The 17,505-nt window shown below is 72.7% G+C and carries 19 protein-coding genes; 10 read left to right on the forward strand and 9 right to left on the reverse strand.

Going from position 1 to position 17,505, the window contains the following annotated elements; genetic code table 11:
- Positions 1 to 252 precede the first annotated feature (252 nt).
- The 4 genes from WMF26_RS48790 (at position 253) to WMF26_RS48805 (ending at position 5,168) form a co-directional block, all read left to right on the forward strand.
- Complete coding sequence (locus WMF26_RS48790) at positions 253 to 732, forward strand: hypothetical protein (protein WP_437998285.1); 480 nt, start codon at positions 253 to 255, stop codon at positions 730 to 732.
- 187 nt (positions 733 to 919) lie between these two features.
- On the forward strand, positions 920 to 2,641 hold the full coding sequence (locus tag WMF26_RS48795; protein WP_437998286.1) for a helix-hairpin-helix domain-containing protein: 1,722 nt from the start codon (positions 920 to 922) through the stop codon (positions 2,639 to 2,641).
- 140 nt (positions 2,642 to 2,781) lie between these two features.
- Positions 2,782 to 4,179, forward strand: coding sequence for a pyridoxal-phosphate dependent enzyme (locus WMF26_RS48800; RefSeq protein ID WP_437316758.1), 1,398 nt, complete (start codon positions 2,782 to 2,784; stop codon positions 4,177 to 4,179).
- Positions 4,180 to 4,241: 62 nt separating this feature from the next.
- Positions 4,242 to 5,168 carry a cyclase family protein gene (locus WMF26_RS48805; protein ID WP_437998287.1) on the forward strand — a complete coding sequence of 309 codons (927 nt, stop codon included), beginning with the start codon at positions 4,242 to 4,244 and terminating at the stop codon, positions 5,166 to 5,168.
- A gap of 50 nt (positions 5,169 to 5,218) precedes the next feature.
- Here WMF26_RS48805 and WMF26_RS48810 read toward each other — a convergent pair whose 3' ends face one another.
- Positions 5,219 to 5,941, reverse strand: coding sequence for a hypothetical protein (locus WMF26_RS48810; protein ID WP_437998288.1), 723 nt, complete (start codon positions 5,939 to 5,941; stop codon positions 5,219 to 5,221).
- A 703-nt stretch (positions 5,942 to 6,644) separates the two neighbouring features.
- A complete protein-coding gene (locus WMF26_RS48815) occupies positions 6,645 to 7,646 on the reverse strand; it encodes a DUF4349 domain-containing protein (protein ID WP_437998289.1) in 1,002 nt (333 codons plus the stop codon).
- 162 nt (positions 7,647 to 7,808) lie between these two features.
- On the opposite strand from WMF26_RS48815, the gene WMF26_RS48820 reads away from it, so the two are divergent.
- Positions 7,809 to 8,732: an NAD(P)/FAD-dependent oxidoreductase gene (locus WMF26_RS48820; protein ID WP_437998290.1), complete on the forward strand. Its 924-nt coding sequence runs from the start codon at positions 7,809 to 7,811 to the stop codon at positions 8,730 to 8,732.
- Between the two features lie 10 nt (positions 8,733 to 8,742).
- Here the strand turns inward: WMF26_RS48820 and WMF26_RS48825 are convergent, their stop codons facing one another.
- The 6 genes from WMF26_RS48825 to WMF26_RS48850 form a co-directional block, all read right to left on the reverse strand.
- Positions 8,743 to 9,243, reverse strand: coding sequence for a hypothetical protein (locus WMF26_RS48825; protein ID WP_437998291.1), 501 nt, complete (start codon positions 9,241 to 9,243; stop codon positions 8,743 to 8,745).
- On the reverse strand, positions 9,240 to 9,629 hold the full coding sequence (locus WMF26_RS48830; protein ID WP_437998292.1) for a hypothetical protein: 390 nt from the start codon (positions 9,627 to 9,629) through the stop codon (positions 9,240 to 9,242). The genes WMF26_RS48825 and WMF26_RS48830 overlap by 4 nt, the downstream gene beginning before the upstream one ends.
- On the reverse strand, positions 9,622 to 10,194 hold the full coding sequence (locus tag WMF26_RS48835) for an RNA polymerase sigma factor (protein ID WP_437334803.1): 573 nt from the start codon (positions 10,192 to 10,194) through the stop codon (positions 9,622 to 9,624). The genes WMF26_RS48830 and WMF26_RS48835 overlap by 8 nt, the downstream gene beginning before the upstream one ends.
- Before the next feature lie 29 nt (positions 10,195 to 10,223).
- A complete protein-coding gene (locus tag WMF26_RS48840) occupies positions 10,224 to 11,372 on the reverse strand; it encodes a Spy/CpxP family protein refolding chaperone (protein WP_437998293.1) in 1,149 nt (382 codons plus the stop codon).
- A gap of 154 nt (positions 11,373 to 11,526) precedes the next feature.
- The gene (locus tag WMF26_RS48845) at positions 11,527 to 12,018 is read right to left on the reverse strand and encodes a GreA/GreB family elongation factor (protein WP_437316766.1); all 492 of its coding nucleotides are present in this window, start codon (positions 12,016 to 12,018) and stop codon (positions 11,527 to 11,529) included.
- Between the two features lie 47 nt (positions 12,019 to 12,065).
- On the reverse strand, positions 12,066 to 12,269 hold the full coding sequence (locus tag WMF26_RS48850; protein WP_437998294.1) for a hypothetical protein: 204 nt from the start codon (positions 12,267 to 12,269) through the stop codon (positions 12,066 to 12,068).
- A gap of 559 nt (positions 12,270 to 12,828) precedes the next feature.
- Between WMF26_RS48850 and WMF26_RS48855 the strand changes: the two genes are divergently transcribed.
- From WMF26_RS48855 to WMF26_RS48875, 5 genes are read left to right on the forward strand one after another with little or no spacing between them, the layout of a single operon-like run.
- Positions 12,829 to 13,434, forward strand: a complete 606-nt coding sequence (locus WMF26_RS48855) for a response regulator (protein ID WP_437998295.1) — start codon at positions 12,829 to 12,831, stop codon at positions 13,432 to 13,434.
- 55 nt (positions 13,435 to 13,489) lie between these two features.
- Complete coding sequence (locus WMF26_RS48860) at positions 13,490 to 14,230, forward strand: ATP-binding protein (RefSeq protein WP_437998296.1); 741 nt, start codon at positions 13,490 to 13,492, stop codon at positions 14,228 to 14,230.
- A gap of 25 nt (positions 14,231 to 14,255) precedes the next feature.
- Positions 14,256 to 15,773, forward strand: coding sequence for a sensor histidine kinase (locus tag WMF26_RS48865; RefSeq protein ID WP_437998297.1), 1,518 nt, complete (start codon positions 14,256 to 14,258; stop codon positions 15,771 to 15,773).
- A 21-nt stretch (positions 15,774 to 15,794) separates the two neighbouring features.
- The gene (locus tag WMF26_RS48870; RefSeq protein ID WP_437998298.1) at positions 15,795 to 16,529 is read left to right on the forward strand and encodes a response regulator; all 735 of its coding nucleotides are present in this window, start codon (positions 15,795 to 15,797) and stop codon (positions 16,527 to 16,529) included.
- A gap of 16 nt (positions 16,530 to 16,545) precedes the next feature.
- A complete protein-coding gene (locus WMF26_RS48875; protein ID WP_437998299.1) occupies positions 16,546 to 16,902 on the forward strand; it encodes a response regulator in 357 nt (118 codons plus the stop codon).
- 17 nt (positions 16,903 to 16,919) lie between these two features.
- Here WMF26_RS48875 and WMF26_RS48880 read toward each other — a convergent pair whose 3' ends face one another.
- The gene (locus WMF26_RS48880; protein WP_437998300.1) at positions 16,920 to 17,393 is read right to left on the reverse strand and encodes a hypothetical protein; all 474 of its coding nucleotides are present in this window, start codon (positions 17,391 to 17,393) and stop codon (positions 16,920 to 16,922) included.
- Positions 17,394 to 17,505 lie beyond the last annotated feature (112 nt).

Genomic DNA, 17,505 nt, shown 5'->3' on the forward strand with positions numbered 1-17,505 from the left:
GGGCTTCACCGGAGGTGGCGGAGGACGTAGCGAGAAGCGCCTGAGCCTTCACCGGGGGTGGTAGAGGACGTAGCGAGAAGCGCCTGAGCCTTCACCGGGGGTGGTAGAGGACGTAGCGGGAAGTGGCTGGGGCTTCACCGGAGGTGGCGGAGGACGTAGCGAGAAGTGGCTGGGGCTTCACCGGGGGTGGTGATGAGCGTTCGGGGAGGTCGCGCTGCTGCGGACCGTGCTCGGAACATCAGGAGGACACGCATGTCATTGACATCCATGCCGCGCAGACTCGATCGCGCCACGGCCGCCATCCTCTTCATCGGGCTGGCTTCGTGCCGGACCGGAGGCACCAAGGCGTGCACGGAGGCCGCTTGCGGCGACTACCTCGAAATCCAGTTCGAGCCCGAGCTCGTCGCGACCGGTCGCTATTATTTCATGATCGATGTCGACGGCGTGACGCGGCGTTGCGCTGCATCCCTGCCCAGCTCCGGCAACCAGGAGATCATCGACGAGTGCAGCATCCGTCAGGGGAACGGCTCCCTGGCGGGCGTTACGGTCTACGGCGTGCGACCGAAGGTGGTCGCTGTCCGCGTGGTGCGTGACCAGGCGGTCCTCTTGGATACCCGCGTGGCGCCGTTCTATGAGGTCGAGCGACCCAACGGTCCGGATTGCCCGCCCGAGTGCTCGGTAGCTCGTGTCACGGTGCAGATCAAAGAGCCGGCTCCGGGAGTCCAGCGATGACCAGGAGCTGGGCGACGGGCGGGGCTCACGGCCGCGGCCGCCGCCATGCTCGGCTGCGCTGAAGCCGCAGGCGCCCGCGTCGACGACGTACCCGCGTCACCTGGCGTGTCGCTGTGGCAAACTGCCTCGCCGTCGCGGCCCGCGCGGCATGGCCCGTGGCCTGCAAATGCTATAATTGCCGCCATCCATGCTCGACAAGCTCGACATCGCCCGGGCCCTCCGCGAGATGGCCATGCTCCTCCAGATCAAGGGAGAGAACCCCTACCGCGCGCGCGCCTACGAGACCGGCGCCGAGGCCCTGGAGGAGCTCACGGACGACCTCGGCGAGCTCATCCAGCACAAGCGCCTGACCGAGCTCAGGGGCATCGGCGCGGCGCTCGCAAGCCAGATCGCCGAGCTCTACAAGACCGGGCGCTCCGAGCAGCTCGAGAAGCTCCGCGCCGAGCTGCCCCCCGGCGTCCTCGAGCTCTCCCAGGTGCCGGGGATGAGCCTCAAGCGGATCAAGGCGCTCCACGACGCGCTCGGCGTCGGCAGCGTCGAGGAGCTCAAGAGGGCCTGTCTCACCGGGAAGGTCCGCGCCGTGAAGGGCTTCGGCGCGAAGACCGAGGCGAGCCTGCTCGAGGGGATCTACCGCTACGAGACGCGCGACGAGCGCGTCCTCCTCGTGGACGCGCTCGAGCTCGCCGAGCCGCTCCTCGCCCACGTGCGCGGGTGCGAGGCCACCGCGCAAGCCGACCTCGCGGGGGCGATCCGGCGCTGGGAAGAGACGGTGGCCGACGTCGACGTCGTGGCCGCGACCGACGACGCCGCGCAGGTTGTCGACTGGTTCGCCCGGTTCCCGCGCGTCGCCGAGGTCGAGGCGCGCGACGACGCGCGGTGCACGGTGAGGTTCTCGGGCGGCCTCCGGGGCGAGCTCCTCTGCGTGCCGCCCCGGTACTACGCCGCCGCGCTCCACCACAGGACCGGCGCGCCCGCGTACCTCTCGGCGCTCGGCGCGCTCGCGCGCGAGCTCGGGCTCACCCTCGACGAGCGAGGCCTCCTCCGGGGCAACAAACGCCTCTCCGCCAAGACGGAGGAAGATCTCTACCGGCACCTCGGCCTCCCGTACATCGCGCCCGAGCTCCGCGAGGGCGCCGAGGACATCGTCGCTGCCGCCGCCCGCGACGGCCGCGACGACGCGCTCATCGAGGAGGGCGATATCCAGGGGATGGTGCACTGCCACACGGTGTATTCGGACGGCAAGAACACGGTCGAGGAGATGGCCCTGGAGGCCGAGGCGATGGGGATGAAATACCTCACCATCACCGATCACTCGCCCGCCGCCCACTACGCGGGCGGCGTCGGCCTCGACCGGCTCAAGCAGCAATGGGACGAGATCGCCCGCGTGCAGGAGCGCGTGCGCGTGAAGCTCCTCCGGGGCACCGAGTCCGATATCCTGGAGTCGGGCAAGCTCGATTATCCGGACGCGATCCTCGAGCAGTTCGACGTGATCATCGCGAGCATCCACTCGCGCATGAAGATGGACGCCGACCAGATGACGCGCAGGCTGGTGAGCGCCATGAAGCAGCCGGTCTTCAAGATCTGGGGGCACGCGCTCGGCCGGCTCATCCAGCGGCGCGAGCCGTTCGCGTGCCACGTCGAGGAGGTGCTCGACGCCGTGGCCGAGTCGAGGGCCGCCGTCGAGGTGAACGGAGATCCGTATCGCCTCGACATGGAGCCTCGGTGGATCAAGGAGGCGCGCAAGCGCGGTATCCGCTTCGTGATCTCGACGGACGCCCACTCGACGAACGCGCTCCACAACCTGCGCTTCGGCGTGGGGACCGCGCGGCGAGGCGGCCTCCGCCGGGGCGAGGTGCTGAACGCGCTCGGCCCCGCCGCGTTCAAGAAGGCCGTGCGGCCCGCCGCCTGACGCGCGCGCCGTCAGGGACAATCCATCATAGCGGACCTTTGTCCGTTTTCCCAGGCTGTCCGCGTTGACGCGCGCGTCATCGCCACCTGCGCGCCGAGCACCTCGACAGACGGTGCGCGCCGTGTGACCGTTGAGCGGTCATGACGCCGATGCCGATCCCTCCGCCCGCCGAGAACATCGTCTCTCTCATCGGCCGCACCCCGATGATCCAGGTCACTCAGCTCGACACCGGCCCGTGCGAGCTCTTTCTCAAGATGGAGAGCCAGAACCCCGGCGGCAGCATCAAGGATCGCATCGGCCTGTCGATGATCGAGGCGGCCGAGCGCGCCGGGCAGCTCGGCGGCGATCGGCGGCACCTGGTCGAGGCGACGGCGGGCAACACGGGCCTCGGCCTCGCGCTCGTCGCGGCGCGGAAGGGCTACCGGCTGACGCTCGTCATCCCCGACAAGATGAGCCAGGAGAAGGTCTTTCACCTGAAGGCGCTCGGCGCGCAGGTGGTGATGACGCGCTCCGACGTCGAGAAGGGCCACCCGAGCTATTACCAGGACCTCGCGGCCCGCATCGCGCGCGAGGAGGGCGCGTTCTACGTGAACCAGTTCGAGAACCCCGCCAACGCGCTCGCGCACGAGACCGGGACCGGCCCGGAGATCGACGCGCAGCTCGATCGCCGCATCGACGCGATGGTGTGCGGCGTCGGCTCCGGCGGCACCATGACCGGGCTCTCGCGCTACTTCGCGGCGGCGCAGCCGCGCTGCGAGATGGTGCTCGCCGACCCGGAGGGCTCGGTGCTCGCGGGCTACGTCAAGACCGGCAACCTCGGCAAGGCGGGCTCCTGGCTCGTCGAGGGCATCGGCGAGGACTTCCTCCCCCCGATCCTCGACCTCTCCCGGGTCAAGCACGCGTACACCATCTCCGACCGAGAGAGCCTGGAGACGGCCCGGCTGCTCCTCTCCAAAACGGGCATCCTCGCCGGCTCGTCGTCGGGGACGCTCCTCGCGGCCGCGCTGCGCTACTGCCGCGAACAGTCGTCGCCCAAGCGCGTCTGCACGCTCGTGTGCGACAGCGGCAACAAGTACCTGTCGAAGATGTACAACGATTTCTGGATGGCCGATCAGGGCTTCACGGACCGTGAGCCCACAGGCGACCTGCGCGACGTGATCACGCGCCGCCACGCCGACAGGGCCGTGGTCACGGTGCAGCGGACGGACGCGCTCCTGGTCGCCTATGCGCGGATGAAGCTCTACGACGTGTCGCAGCTCCCGGTCCTGGAGGACGGCAAGATCGTCGGCCTGGTGGACGAGTCGGACCTCCTCCTCGCGGCCGTCGACGACGTGTCGCGCTTCCGGCAGCCGGTGGAGACGGCGATGACGACGCGGCTCCGGACGGTCGACGTGCGCACGCCGATCCGGGATCTCCTCCCGATGTTCGACGCGGGGCTCGTGCCCATCGTGACCGACGGCGACGAGTTCGTCGGGCTCGTCACCCGCATCGATCTGCTCAATCACCTGCGACGCCGGGTGAAGCTGCACGAGGTCTGAGCCGGGCGAGGGCCCGCCCGCGCGCCTTGTGGCGGGGGCTGGCTCGTGGTGACATGCGCGCCATGCACAAGGCGCACGGAACGGGCGTGGTCGGCTTCCTTCAAGCGGGTGCCAGGGGGGCGGCGGCGTACGCGCTGGGCCCCGCGGCGCTCGCCCTGTCGGCGTGCGCGTCGGCCGCGGGGTCGCCGCCCGCCGCGGCGCCGCCGCCCGCGGCGCACGCGGGCGGGGCGGCGCCGTCGTCCGCGGCGCAGGCGGCGCCCGCGGCGCTCGACGTCGCCACGGCGCGGGTGGTCGACCTGACGCACCCGATCACGCCGCAGATGCCGCTGTTCCCCGGCAACAAGCCCTATGCGTCGGAGACGCTCAGCACCGTCGAGAAGGATGCGTATTACTCCAGCCGGTTCTCGATGGACGAGCACGCGGGCACGCACGTGGACGCGCCGGCGCACTTCAAGACCGGGGCGCCGACCGTCGAGCAGATCGCGCCGGAGCAGCTCGTCGGGCCGGCGGCGGTCGTGGACGTGACGGCGAAGGTCGCGGCGAGCCCCGACCATCAGGTCACCGTGGACGATCTCCGGGGCTGGGAGGCGCGGCACGGGGCGCTCGGCGCGAAGCACATCGTGCTGATCCGGACCGGGTGGGGGGCGCGCTGGTCCGATCCGGTGAAGTACCTGAACCAGGACGCGAAGGGCGTGATGCACTTTCCCGGGGTCTCCGTGGAGGCGAGCCGCTATCTGCACGAGCGCGGCGTGCGGTGCGTGGGTATCGACACGCTGTCGACCGATCCGGGGCCGAGCCAGACGTTCGAGCAGCACAAGGCCTTCCTCGGCGCGGGCGGCTACCACATCGAGAACCTCGCCAACCTGGAGCAGCTCCCCGAGGCCGGGGCGGTCGTGGTGGTCGCGCCGCTCCCGCTCGCGCACGGCAGCGGGGCGCCGGCCCGGGTGCTGGCGCTGGTGCCGCCGGGGTCCGGGGGCCAGGGGAAGTAGGCGGTGATCGAGGGCGCGAGCCGCTCTGTCGACGGGGGCCGTGAGGCGCGCTAAGGCAGGAAGACGGTGATCACCCGCGTGGTCGAGTCCGGGCTGCCGGTGAGGTTGTTGACGCAGCTCGGGTAGTACATCCCGCGAAGATTGAGCTGCTGGCAGTAGCTGTCGCACGTCCCGCGGATGCTCACCATCCCGCATGGCTGCGCGGCTCCGCTGGCGTCGAGGTGACCGGCAGCGCACTCTCGGGCCAGCGACCGCGAGTGATCACGGTTGGCCGCGTTGTAGCAAGCATTCAGGTACGGAGCGGGGGCGAAGAGATTGCCCCAGAACGCGCCTTCCATTCGCGTGTAGCTCGCGAGCTCGGGGGAGTCCGTCTTGTCGATGGCCGGGTGGCTGGCCCTCGAGGAGATCGTCACGGAGACGCCGTACCAGTTCGTCCGCGACGCGAGGCACGCCGAGATCCACTGCTGGTCGGTCTGGCCGAGCGGCTTGTCGATCCAGCTCGGCACGAGGCCGATGAGCCCCCAGTACACCTCATGACGGACCGTGCCCGCGCCGTCGGTCCACGAGAAGCGGAACGACTGCGCGGGGGTGAGCGCACAGCCGACCACATAGCTGAGGAGCTGGCGCGACAGGTCGCCCGCTGCGCCCGGATCCTGGATCGCGCTCAGGGCCGCTGGGCTGAGGGCGCCGGGGCTGAGGGCGCTCAGGCTCAACGCGTTCGGGTTGAGCGCGTTGGGATTGAGCGCATTGGGGTTGAGCGCGTTGGGGTTCATCGCATTGAGGTACTCAAGCGCATTAGGGGCAATTCCTACAGGCCCCTCCTCCTCTCCCTGGTCCGTGACGCAGGACACGAGAAACACGAGCGCCAGCGCTGCGAAATCAGCGGTGCTGATCCGGTACATAGTCGTCCCCCCCCGGGTTCGTCCCTTCGCGGTCTCGTCGAAGGTCGAATTCTTTCTACCGGTGAATGGCCATCGGTGTCCAGTGCTCAAGAGAGCACCTATGTAAAATTATTGAATCGATGATCGCGAGTCTGCTCTGTCCGGAGCGTGGAGGGCGAGCGCAAGGCTGTGTGTCGCGCCAAGCGCCGCCGCTCATCGCGCTTCGTATCGAATCGAACGAAGGGCGATTGATGATCGAAACCTCACAATGAATGAAGGCATGACAGAACGAGGGCGAGCGGCTTGTGTGCCGCTGACATGCGCTGTGCGACGGCGTGCGCGCGCATGGCCCGGGCGGGCAGCGGCACGTGATAGCAAGATTACGACACGAGGGCGGGAAGGGAAAAGCTGAAGTGTATTCGTGGTTTGCGGCCTTCATGCGGCCTCTCCGGGGGGGCAGGTCCGCCGCCACCCGACGGCAGGAGACACCACGCTTCCGAGCGCGTCGCCGAGGTCTTCGAGCGGCGTTATCGGGGAGGCGCGTGCGCCCGGGCGAGCAGGCGATCTTCGATGGGCACGGAGCCTCGCCTGGGCTTCACCCCGGGCCGGACTCGCCGCCGCCGTGCGGAGCCTGCGCCGGCGGCGCGCCGGTCGGGTGAGGCTGCTGGCCCTCGGCCGGCGGCGCGCCGGTCGGAGGATGATGATAAGGATGTATGGGACCCGCCTGGAAGGGCGGACGGAAGCTCGCCGCGGAGCGCCGCTGCTGACGCCGGACGAGGGCGAGAATGGCGTAGAACAGCGCCACGCCGAGCGCCGAAAGCAGCAGCAAGGTAGGCCCGGCCGCCGCCAGGAGGACCACGGTGTTCACGACGAAAGCGTCCGCGTTCTCGACTCCCTCCCTGGCCGCGCGGGCGATCCTGGCGCCGGCGCCGAGGGTCTGCTCCTCGCGGCGCGTCGTCACCGAGATCTTCACGCTCGCATAGGCGATCTGCCCCTCCAGCAGCCGCTCCTGCGCCTCGATCTGCTCGATCGCCTCGCGCACGGCCCCGAGCTGCTTCTCGACGGCGATCACGTCCGCGAGGCTCCCGGTCCTGTCCGACAGGAGATCGAGCAGCCGCTTCTCCTGAGCGCGAGCGTTGCGCAGCCGGGCGCCGATGTCCGCGCGCTGCTCGGTCACGTCCTCGGCCTTCTCGGCGTCGGCGACCACCTCGCCGAGCGAGGCCAGTACGGCGCGGAATGCGCCTACCCGCGCCGAGGGGACACGCGCCTCGAGAGACGCGCTCTGGTGCGGGCCGCCGTGCATCCTGGCCTCGCTCACGTAACCGCCGTGCTCCTCGACCGAGGCCCGGAGCCGTTGCATCGCCGGATCGAGGGCGTCGACCAGGATCGTGGTCTCGACGGTGATCCTCATCGCACGCTGGGCGAGCGGAGGCGCCCCGGGCGAAGGTCCCTGGGATTGCAGGTTGAGCGCCGCTGCCTGCACCGGCGCGGGGGCGGGCTCCGCCGGCGCCGCGCTCGAGCGATCCGATCGGCTACAAGCGCTCGTCAGGGTCAGGGCGGAGAGCAACGCGGCGGACAGGCTCGGGCGCAGGCGCATGCGGTGAGCGTAGCGGCGAGGGGCGCGCCCCGCGAACGAGGCGCAGGGATCGGTCGCGAGGACGCCTGCCGGGCGCCTTGAGCCCAGCTCCCCCCGTGCGGCTCGCGGGAGAGCGAGCGCGACGGGGCCTCGGCGCGCTCGTTGCTCGGCGGCCGCCGAGCCATGTCGACGAGCACCGAAGAGACCCAGGAATACGACGTGATCATCGTCGGCGGAGGTCCGGCCGGCCTCAGCGCGGCGCTCATCCTGGGTCGGTGCCGGAGGCGCGTCCTCGTGTGCGACTCGGGGCGGTACCGCAACGACGCGGCGGTCGCGATGCACGGCTTCCTGTCGCGCGACGGCATCGCGCCGCCCGAGCTCAGGCGGCTGGGGCGCGAGCAGCTCGAGCCCTACGGCGTCGAGATCCGGGACGTGGCCGTCGCCGACGTGCGCCGCGACGGGAAGCGGTTCGAGGTGACGCTGGAGGGCGGCGAGCGCCTGCGCTCCCGCAAGCTGCTGCTCGCCACGGGGCTCGTCGACCGGCTGCCGGATCTCCCGGGCCTCCCCGCCATGTACGGAACGAGCGTGCACCATTGCCCCTACTGCGATGGCTGGGAAGCGCGCGGACAGCCGATAGGCGTCTATGGACAGGGCTGCACGGGGGTCGCGCTGGCCCTGAACATGAAGACGTGGAGCGATGATGTGATCCTGTTCACGGATGGTGCAGCGTCGCTGTCCAGGTCCGACGCGGCGCGGCTCGCGCGGCACGGGATCGGCGTGCGCGAGGAGCGGATCGCCCGGCTCGAGGGCAGGGACGGGGCGCTCGAGCGCGTCGTGCTCGAGGACGGCAGCGCCGTGGAGCGGCGCTCCCTCTTCCTGAAGACGAAGCAGGAGCAGGGGTCGGAGCTGGCCAGGAAGCTCCGCTGCAAGGTCACCGAGGAGCGCGGCGTGGAGACGGCGGCCAAGCACGAGGAGACGACCTGCGAAGGCGTCTTCGTCGCGGGGGACGCGTCGAAGGACGTGCTGCTCGCCATCATGGCCGCCGCCGAGGGCGCCGACGCGGCGTTCGGGGTCAACTGCGCCCTGCAGGAGGAGGACCTCCTCTGATCGGCGGCCCTCAATCGCCGCGGCCGCCCGGGCCGCGGCCGCGGTGCCCCGGCCCGTGCGGCGGCGGGCCGGGACGCCGCCGCCGCTCCGCCTCGAACTCCTCGTAGCGCGTGAGCTGGTCGGGCGTGAGCACGCTCTTCACGCGCGCGTCGGTGCGGTCGCGGAGGGCGTCGAGCCCGGGGCGGCACTCGGAGAGGAGCCGGTCCCGCTCGGTCTCCGCGTCGGCCAGGGTGGCGCGGAGCTCGCGCACCTGGCGGTCCGTGAGGTCGAGGTGGCGGCGCATCGCCCGGAGGCGGAACTGCGCGCGCGCCTCGGCCGGAGGACCCCGGAACGTGGCCTCGAGGTCGCGCAGGGCCATGCCGCGGCCGAGCGCCGCGCCGGCGACGCCGCCGAAGAGGAAGACGGCGGCGAGCACGGCCAGGGGCTTCCAGCGCGCAGGGGCGGCGGGCGGAGGCGCGGGGGGCGGGGGCGCGGAGGGCGGGGGCGCGGGAGCGGAGGAGGACGGGGTCATTCGAACGCCTCGATGGCCTCCACGGAGGCCATGATCGCGCTGTCGACGTCGCGCTGCGTCTGCAGGAAGAAGAGGACGCTCGCGGCCGCCGCGAGGGCGGTGACGACGATGGCGGCGCGACCGGAGCGGACGATGCCGTCGGCCATCGCGGGCCGCGCGGGCCGGGGCGCGGCCGTCGCGGCGCGGACGACGGCCTCGGTGAAGGCGGCGTCCGGCGCGAGATCGGCGGTCGCGGCCGCGATGCGGGCCAGCGGGTCGTCGGCCGCCGCGGCGGCGCGCAGCACGGCCTCGGTGAAGCGGTCGTCGGCGTCGAGGCGAGCGGTCGCGGCCGCGAGGCGCGCGAGCTCCCGATCGAGCTCGGTCCGGTCGTCGTCGCGGTCAGGCATGCGGCGCCTCCTCCTCGGTCCGTCGCGCGCGGAGCGCCGCGCGGGCGCGCACCAAACGTTGCTCGACGGCGCCCTCGGAGCAACCGAGCGCGGCCGCCGCCTCCTTCGCGGGCAGCCCCTCGACGGCGACGAGGACGAGCGCGGCGCGCTCCTGCGGCGGCAGCGCGGCGAGCAGGGCGTCGAGCTCGCGGAGCGCGACGCGCGCCTCGGCGGACACGAGGCCGTCGAAGCGCGGCTCGGTCGCCTCGCGCGCCTCGCGCGGGGTGTCGCGGCGGCGCCGGAGGGCGTCGAGGCAGGCGTTCGTCACGATGCGGTACAGCCAGGTCTCCACCTTCGATCTCCCGTCGTAGCGCCCTTCGCGCAGGGCGCGGTAGGCGTCGACGAACGCCTCCTGCAAGGCGTCCTCGGCCTCGGCGAGGTCGCCGACGAGGCGCGCGGCGAGGCGGTACATCGGCGCGCGCGTGTGCTCGACGATCTGCCGGAAGGCCGCGTCGTCGCCCCCGGCGACGCGCGCTGCGACGAGCCTCAGGTCGACGATCACGTGCCCCCGCGATTCTGCGCCCATCGCTCCGCGCGCGCCATCGGGACCAGCGCTCAGCGGCGCTCGAGGTCGCGTTCCCCGCCGCGCTCGCCGCGGAACGGGCCGCGCTCGCCGCGTTCCTCGCCGCGCTCGCCGCGGAACGGACCGCGCTCGCCGCGGAACGGACCGCGCTCGCCGCGGAACGGGCCGCGCTCGGGCCTGCCCGCGGCCGGCCCCTGCTCGAGGCGGTCGGCGAGCGCGTTGCGCTGCGCCTCGTCGAGGACCGGGACGATCGCGGCCAGCGCGTCGACCATGCGGTCGAGGTGCGCCCGCGGGCCCACCTTCGCGTCGGCGGCCGAAAGGAGCGCGCTCGCGTCGAAGCGATCGGCGGCGAACGCCTCGAGCCGCGCGCGCATCTCGGCGCGCCTCGCCTCGTGATCCGCGGGCCGCGCGCTCCTGTCGGCGTCGCTCGGCCGCATGCCCTCGAGGGCCCGGTCGATCTGCGCGCGCTGATCGTCGCGCAGGTCGAGCCCGCGGAGGAGGTGGCCCAGCGGGCCGCCCTTCATGCCCGGGCCGCCCTTCATGCCCGGGCCGCCCTTCATGCCCGGCCCGCCCATCCCGCCGCGCTCGCCGTCCGGGCCGCGGTGGTGCCGGCCGCCCCGCTCGCCGCGCGCGGCCATCGCGCCATGCTCGTCCATCTTCGCGGCGATCGCGTCGACGAGCTGCCGGCGCTGCTCCTTGGTGAGCGTGGCGTGCAGCGTGCTCAGCGCCCCGGCGACGCGCGCGCGGCGCTCCTCGTCGGCGCGGCCGGCGTCGGGCAGCTTCGCCGCGATCGCCGCCCGATCGATCTTGCCCGCGCGCACGCCCTCGGCGAGCGCCGCGAAGCCGGCCCCGTCCCTCGGGCGCGCCGGCGCGCCCTCGCGCAGGCCCTCGAGGGCGCCCTCGATCGTCGCCTTCTGCGCGTCCGACAGGTCGAGCTCGTGGAGCGCGGCGCCCAGGAGGCGCTCCGGGCCGCCGCGGTGCCCGCCGAAGCCCTTCCGATGACCCGCGGCCTCGCCGGGGCGGCCGCCCCTCGAAGGCCCCTGGGCGAGCGCCGCCGCGGCGGCCTCCTCGCTCGGCGACGTGTCGCTCTGGCCCGTCTCCGCCGTGCAACCGGCCGCACCGACGAGCGCGCCGACGAGCGGCAAGATCCCACCAAGCCTCCACCAACGAGACTGCATCATGGACTCTTCTCCTGGGTCGCCCGCATCGTGCCGAGCGGGTCGTTCGTCCCTGGGACGCCGCCGGGCAGGGGCTCCCTACGGAGGTCCGCTTTTTTTGGAGGCGGGCCCGGCAGCCAGCCGGCTGCCCGCCGACGCGGGCCCGCGCGGCGTGGCCTCACCGCACGCTGGCGATCAGGTAGATGCGCGTCCCTTGCGGCGTGGAGACCTCGGCCTCGTCGCCCTCCGACAGGCCCAGCAGGGACGCGCCGAGCGGGCTCGTCGTCGCGAGGGTCTGCACCTCGACCCCCTCGAACTGCATGCGCTCGCCGCCGCCGGCCGGCAGCAGGAAATAGAGCGCGCGCCGCTTCCCGCTCTCCAGCTCGACGAGCGCCGAGCTCTCGATGCGGGCGCCGGGGCCGAAGTCGCGCACCGCGCAGGCGCCGAGCTTCGCGAGCGCCTGCTCGAGCTGATGCACGCGCTCGCTGTGGCCCCGCGCCACGTACGACGCCTCGGTGGCGCGCATGTCCTTGTCGCCCTCGGCGCGGTTCTCCTCGTGGGTCGCCGCGCTCGCGGCGTCGCGCGCCCGCTCGGTCGAGCGCTCGAGCTCGCGGGCGAGCTGGTCCTTGAGGGCCGCGAGCAGCGCGCGCTTGTCGATGGCCGGAGGCATGGACGGCCGACACCCTACCAGACCGGATCGCGGCGGTCACTCCGCCGTCAGCCAGGAGCGCTGCCCGGGACGGCGGCAGGCTGGCGCGCTCCGGAGCGCCCCTCGCCCCGGGCGCTGAGCGCGATGTCGCCGGTGTCGGTGACCGACCCGGCGAGCGGGAGATCGACGCCGAGGTGAGCGTAGAAGTGACGCCCGCGCACGGTGTTCCCATCGCGCTCGAGCCGGGCGAGCACATCGACCTTCGGGCCCACCTTCCCGGAGGAGCCGCGCTCGACGGCGGCCGAGAACGACAGGAGGCGACCGAGGACCGACGAGCGACATCGAGGCGCTCCTTGCGGATCTGCAATGCAGGCCTCTCTCGTGGAGCAGAGTTGAAATCACGCGTTCCTTGCAGAGGTGCAATCCATGAGCGCTGGCTGCAGACGCGCTTATCGTTCGCGTGAATCGAGTGTTTCAAAACGGTGAACAACGCAGTGAGCAAGAGCGGCCAGGAGCAGCCCCGAGCGGCCAGGATCAGCCTGGAGCAACGGGCGCTCCTTTCGCGACGAGGCACCTGCGCGATGACGATCGCGCACGAGCTCAGGAATTCCTTTACCGAGTAGGGTCGGTGGTGTAGATTCCTAATCTGCCCACGCCGCTGCTCCGAGACGGAATGCATCGGCACGAGGGCGCGAGGCCGCGGCGCGGTTGCGCCGTGAGACCTCGCTCTGGCGAGCGATCCGAGCGGCATGCGGGACATGACGCGAGGGCTCCCGTGATCGCTCGCCAGGCAGGCGTTCCATCCCCGTACGAGCACACAAGAGGAGTATCGTGAGCCTGAATGCCCAGGAGCGGCTGCGCGTGCTCGTCGTCGACGACGAGCAGAGGATGCTGGACAGCATCGCGGCGATCCTCGCCGATGACGTCGACGTCACGACCTGCGCGTCCGCCCACCGGGCGCTCGAGCTGCTGCACACAGGCCAGTTCCACGTGGTCTGCTCCGATTACAAGATGCCGGGGATGAACGGCGAAGAGCTCCTCAAGCGCGTCGCCGCCCTGCCGCTCTACACGAGCTGCCTGCTGATCACCGGCGCCGAGGAGTTCATCCGCTCCAGCGAGGGCGGCCGTCACTACGTCATCCTCAAGCCGTTCGATCCCGCCCGGACCACCCGGATCGTCCTGGAGCTCGCGCGCCTCGCCAGCACGAGGCGGTCGGTCGACGCGCTCGCGGGCTCGTCGTCCACGCCGCGCGAGACCATCGCGCCCCCCTCGCTGCGGAGCGCGCCGTCGCTCAGGTCGCCGGAGACCCGCGACGCGCCGGAGTCCTCGCAGCGCGCCAGGGTGAGCTCGTACCCGCCCCCGTCCTCCCGCACGTCGATCTCCCTCGGCGGGGCGCGGCTCGTGGACGCCGGGCTCCCGGCCCGAACCCTCAAGTGACGGCCCGCCGCGGCGCGCACGGCGCCGAGAGGGCCGGCGGAGGTGGCGCCCCGCGATGATGAGCCGGGATCCGCTCGGCGCGGCGGAGCAGATCGCGACGGCCGAGGAGATCGTCGCGGCGATGCGCCACGATCTGCGCAATTGCCTCGGGACGATCCGCAACGCGGCGTTCTTCCTCAAGCGCAAGATCGCCCGGGAGCAGGCCTTCCAGGGCGATCCGCGGGTCGAGCAGTTCCTCCACGTCATCGACGAGGAGGCGATCGCGGCGAGCGCGCTCGTCGACGGCGTCACCGACGCGAGGCCGCACCTCCGGCGCAAGCCGGTGAGCGCGAGCGCCCTCGAGTGCGTCCGCCTGGCCGCGGCGTGCGCGCGCATCGCCGAGCCGGGGGTCCGCGTGGATCTCGACGCGGTGGACGGCGTTGTCGAGCTCGATCCGGCCGAGCTGTCCGTGGCGGTGCGGTGCCTCGTGGAGAACGCGGCGGAGTCGATGCCCGGCGGCGGGGTGGTCACGCTGCGCGGGCGCGCGGTCGGCGCGCGCTACCGCATCGAGGTCATCGACGCCGGGGCCGGCGTGCCCGCGGCGGAGCGCGAGGCGATCGCGCGCCCGTTCTACACCACCAAGCCCGGCCGCCTCGGCCTCGGGCTCAACATCGCCGGGCGCGTGGCGCGCCGCTACTACGGCACGCTCACCATCGCCGACGCCGCGCCCCGCGGCACGCGGGCGTGCGTCGAGCTGCCCCTCGCGGCCACGCCCGGGCCGCCGCCCGCGGCCGGCCCCGCGGAGCCGCCGCCGTGACGGCGGCCGCGCCGGAGGCGCCGCGATGAGCATCCGCGCTACCCTCGCGCTGATCTTCGCCGTGGCCGCGGCGGTCGTCCTGCTCGCCTCGGGCGCGCTCTACGTGACGTCCGACCGGCTCTCGCTGCTCCAGCGGCGCTCCGAGCTGTCGTACGAGCAGCTCACCCGCCACATCACGCTCGCCAACCACGCCGGCCGCTACATGCGGGAGGCGGCGGAGATCTCCCTCGGCGGCGGCGACACCGAGGAGCTCCGCTACCTGACCGAGGTCGTCGCGCGGGACCTCGCCGCGGTGGAGGCGATCGAGCGGGCGTGGGTCGAGCACCCGCACCTCCGCGAGGAGCCGGGCGAGGCGCGTGAGAACGACGAGCGCCTGCGCAAGATGCGCGCGAGCCTCGCGAGGATCACCGGGGACGTGGGCGAGGTGTCCCGCATGGCGAGCGGCGGGGAGCGGCTCGCCGCCAACCGGCGGTTCGTGGAGCGCCCCGAGGCCGAGTACGAGCGCGGCTTCGTGCCTCACATCGACGCGGCCATCCGCGACGCGCGGCGCGACGTCGCGCGGAACGCCGCGGCGGCGGGCCGCGAGAGCGCGCGGATCCGGATCGCCGGCGTCGCCCTGATGACGGCGGCGCTCGTGCTCCTCGTCGCGCTCCTCGGCGGGCTCCTGCGCGCGATGGCGCGGGGGTTCGGCGCGCTCGCCGAGTGCTCGCGGCGCATCGCCGGCGGCGACCTCGACTACCGCGTGCCCGACCTCGGGAAGCACGAGTTCGGGCGCATCGGCGCCGCGCTCCGCCACATGGCCGAGCGCCTGCGCGAGGCCCAGGAGTCGCGGCTGCGCGTCGAGCGGCTCGCCGCCATCGGGCAGCTCGCGGCGAGCGTCGGCCACGAGCTCCGCAACCCGCTCGGCGCCATCCGGAACGCGGCGTACTACCTCAAGAAGCGCCTCGCCGGCACCGAGCTCGGCGCCGACCCGCGCGTCGCCCAGTTCCTCGTCCTCATGGAGAAGGAGCTGCTCTCGTGCACCCGGATCATCGGCGATCTCCTGGACTTCGCGCGGGAGCGCAGGCTCTGCCGCTCCGCGTGCCCGCTCGCGCCCCTCGTCGACGACGCGATGTCGGTCGTCGAGGCGCCCGCGCACGTGCGCCTCGTGAACCAGGTGCCGGCCGCGCTGCCCGTGCCGAGCCTCGACAAGGACCAGTTCCGTCAGGTGCTCGTCAACCTGATCCAGAACGCGGCCGAGGCGATCCCGGCCGGGCGCGAGGGCCGCGTGGTCGCGTCTGCGCGGGTGTGCGACGGCGCGCTGGTCCTGACGGTGGAGGACAACGGGGCGGGGATCGAGCGAGAGCACCTCGCGAAGATCTTCGAGCCGCTCTTCAGCACGAAGCTGAAGGGGACGGGCCTCGGCCTCGCCATCACCGCCGGCATCGTCCGGATGCACGGCGGCGCGATCGGGGTGGAGAGCGCGCCCGGCGCGGGGACGACGTTCATCATCCGGCTGCCGCTCGCGGCGGCGCCGGAGGTACACTCGGCGCAGCCCGCGTGAGCGGGGAAGGGACAGCCGTCGATGGAAGCGACCAGGCGGGTGCTCGTGGTGGACGACGAAGAGGGGATGCGCGCCACCGTCGCCGCGAACCTCGAGCTCGAAGGGTACGAGGTCGTCGAGGCGCGCGACGGCGCGCACGCCCTCGAGCTCGTGCGGCAGCAGCGCTTCGCGCTCGTGCTGACCGACGTGAAGATGCCCGGGCTCAACGGGGTCGAGACGTTCCGCGAGCTCCGGCGGGTCCAGCCGGATCTCACGGTGGTGCTGATGACCGCGTTCGCGATCGAGCAGCTCATCGAGGAGGGCATCGGCGAGGGGGTGTACGCGGTCATCTACAAGCCGTTCTCGATGGATCACCTCATGAGGATCGTCGCGCGGGCGCTCGGGTCGCGCGGCGTGCTCGTGGTGGACGACCTGCCCGCCGTGGCGGAGTCGATCGTGGCGGGGCTCAACGCGGCGGGGCTGCGCGCCGAGGCCGTGTACGACGGGCAGACGGCGATCCAGCGCGCGCGCGACGAGGCGGTCGACGTGTGCGTGCTCGACCTGGCCATGCCGTCCCTGGACGGGATGAAGACGTACGAGCAGCTCCGGCGGATGAGCAGGCCGATCACGGTGATCGCGATGACCGGCCACGCGGCGCCGGAGCTGATCCACGCGTTCACGAGCCGGGGCGGGTACGCCTGCCTGCACAAGCCGTTCGGCGTGCGCGAGCTGATGCACACGATCGCGCGCGCCAGGAGCGATCCAGGGACGTGCTGAGGGCTGAGGGGGCCGCATGCGCTTGACGGTGCTGCTCGTGGACGACGACGCGTCGTCGCGGATGGTGCTCGCGACGCTGCTCGAGGACGAGGGCTTCCAGGTCGACCTGGCCGGCTCGTTCGCCGAGGCCGGCCGGATGCTCGCGGCGGAGGGCGCGGCGTACGATCTCGCGCTGCTCGATCAGAACCTCGGCGACGGCCTCGGCACCGACCTCCTGCCGGCGCTGCGGGCGCGCCTGCCGGCCGCGAAGGCGGTGCTGCTCAGCGGGATCGGCGCCGACGACCTCGGCGGGGCGCCGGCGCCCGACGCGGTGCTCGCCAAGGGGATCGGCTTCCCGGAGCTGCTCGAGCGGCTGCGGCGGCTCGTCGGCTGACGCCTCGAGCGCCTGGATTACCGCGCTTCGGGCGGCTGCACGTCGCGGGGGTGGAGCGGGGCGGCGCCGGTCTCGGCGCAATCGCAGACCTGGCAGCCGTTCCGGTCGGTCACGCAGCGCGGTTCGAGGCCCGGGCACAGGGGGCGATACTCGGTCGGGCAGGTGCCCTTCGCGGCCGCCGAGCTCGACACCGTGGTCGCGGGGGACACCGCCGGGCACGGCGAGAAGCCGTGGTTGCACGCGTGGCCGCACCCGAGGGCGCCGCCGGCGGCGAGCGCGGCGAGCAGCACGAGCAGCATGTCGGAGCGGACGGCGCGCGCCGTGACGCAGCGCCGCGCCGGGGCGGGCTTGAGGCGGCCCTCGCCGGGCGGGGCGGCGTCGCGCGGGCCGGCGAGCCGCTCCCGCTCCGATCGGGCCGGAGGGCGCGCCTCGGCGCCGGTCAGCGAGAGGTCGTCCAGCGCGCCTGTCTGTGCGTGTTTGATCCTAAGCATGATCCGCCCGTCCTCTCGAAGCGCGGAGGCTCCGCGAGCCCGCAACCGTTCATGCTATGGGGGGCCGGCCTCGCTGGCAAGCAGGCTCATTTTTCCGTTCGCAGCGCCGCTT

The sequence above is a fragment of the Sorangium sp. So ce185 genome (assembly GCF_051526825.1).
Lineage (GTDB): Bacteria > Myxococcota_A > Polyangia > Polyangiales > Polyangiaceae > Sorangium > Sorangium cellulosum_D.

Bases quoted from the DNA above. Each gene is read 5' to 3' on its own strand.
- WMF26_RS48815 (WP_437998289.1), bottom strand. From the start codon at position 7,646: ATGCGCCTGCGCCCGAGCCTGTCCGCCGCGTTGCTCTCCGCCCTGACC.
- WMF26_RS48825 (WP_437998291.1), bottom strand. From the start codon at position 9,243: ATGACCCCGTCCTCCTCCGCTCCCGCGCCCCCGCCCTCCGCGCCCCCG.
- WMF26_RS48870 (WP_437998298.1), top strand. From the start codon at position 15,795: ATGGAAGCGACCAGGCGGGTGCTCGTGGTGGACGACGAAGAGGGGATG.
- WMF26_RS48805 (WP_437998287.1), top strand. From the start codon at position 4,242: ATGCACAAGGCGCACGGAACGGGCGTGGTCGGCTTCCTTCAAGCGGGT.
- WMF26_RS48820 (WP_437998290.1), top strand. From the start codon at position 7,809: ATGTCGACGAGCACCGAAGAGACCCAGGAATACGACGTGATCATCGTC.
- WMF26_RS48840 (WP_437998293.1), bottom strand. From the start codon at position 11,372: ATGATGCAGTCTCGTTGGTGGAGGCTTGGTGGGATCTTGCCGCTCGTC.
- WMF26_RS48875 (WP_437998299.1), top strand. From the start codon at position 16,546: ATGCGCTTGACGGTGCTGCTCGTGGACGACGACGCGTCGTCGCGGATG.
- WMF26_RS48800 (WP_437316758.1), top strand. From the start codon at position 2,782: ATGACGCCGATGCCGATCCCTCCGCCCGCCGAGAACATCGTCTCTCTC.
- WMF26_RS48845 (WP_437316766.1), bottom strand. From the start codon at position 12,018: ATGCCTCCGGCCATCGACAAGCGCGCGCTGCTCGCGGCCCTCAAGGAC.
- WMF26_RS48810 (WP_437998288.1), bottom strand. From the start codon at position 5,941: ATGAACCCCAACGCGCTCAACCCCAATGCGCTCAATCCCAACGCGCTC.
- WMF26_RS48830 (WP_437998292.1), bottom strand. From the start codon at position 9,629: ATGCCTGACCGCGACGACGACCGGACCGAGCTCGATCGGGAGCTCGCG.
- WMF26_RS48790 (WP_437998285.1), top strand. From the start codon at position 253: ATGTCATTGACATCCATGCCGCGCAGACTCGATCGCGCCACGGCCGCC.
- WMF26_RS48835 (WP_437334803.1), bottom strand. From the start codon at position 10,194: ATGGGCGCAGAATCGCGGGGGCACGTGATCGTCGACCTGAGGCTCGTC.
- WMF26_RS48795 (WP_437998286.1), top strand. From the start codon at position 920: ATGCTCGACAAGCTCGACATCGCCCGGGCCCTCCGCGAGATGGCCATG.
- WMF26_RS48860 (WP_437998296.1), top strand. From the start codon at position 13,490: ATGATGAGCCGGGATCCGCTCGGCGCGGCGGAGCAGATCGCGACGGCC.
- WMF26_RS48880 (WP_437998300.1), bottom strand. From the start codon at position 17,393: ATGCTTAGGATCAAACACGCACAGACAGGCGCGCTGGACGACCTCTCG.
- WMF26_RS48865 (WP_437998297.1), top strand. From the start codon at position 14,256: ATGAGCATCCGCGCTACCCTCGCGCTGATCTTCGCCGTGGCCGCGGCG.